The 361-nt window shown below is 37.7% G+C and carries 1 pseudogene; it reads left to right on the top strand.

The window, feature by feature from the left end:
• Positions 1-361, top strand: a pseudogene (locus JR005_RS03700) (hypothetical protein); the annotation flags it as partial.

Genomic DNA, 361 nt, shown 5'->3' with positions numbered 1-361 from the left:
TAGTTGATCGGACTTTGCTTGCGGACACTGATGAAGATAACTTGGCTGCGCATACCGCAAAGCAGTATCAGCGTTATGTTGCAAAACTGATTGCATATGTATTTGATTGTCATGAAATTGATATTTCTAGTCAAGCGATGCAAGTACAAGCACAGCATTATGATGTTCCTGTTTTACCGATTGCACAGGAAGATCATCAGAAGACGTATGCAACTTTGTTGAATGTCTTTCTTGAAATTTATCGTATTGTGATGCAAGGAGAAGATTTTCCAGCACATTTTCAGTCCGTGGATCAGGAAGAGTTCTATTTTTACTCAGGTTTTCATCATCAAACTGAAAAACAACATATTCAGTTTGATGT

Source organism: Acinetobacter sp. Colony158 (assembly GCF_019264745.1).
Taxonomy (GTDB): domain Bacteria; phylum Pseudomonadota; class Gammaproteobacteria; order Pseudomonadales; family Moraxellaceae; genus Acinetobacter; species Acinetobacter ursingii.
Note: the sequence above shows the minus strand (reverse complement) of the source record. Positions and strands in the feature narration are given on the sequence as shown.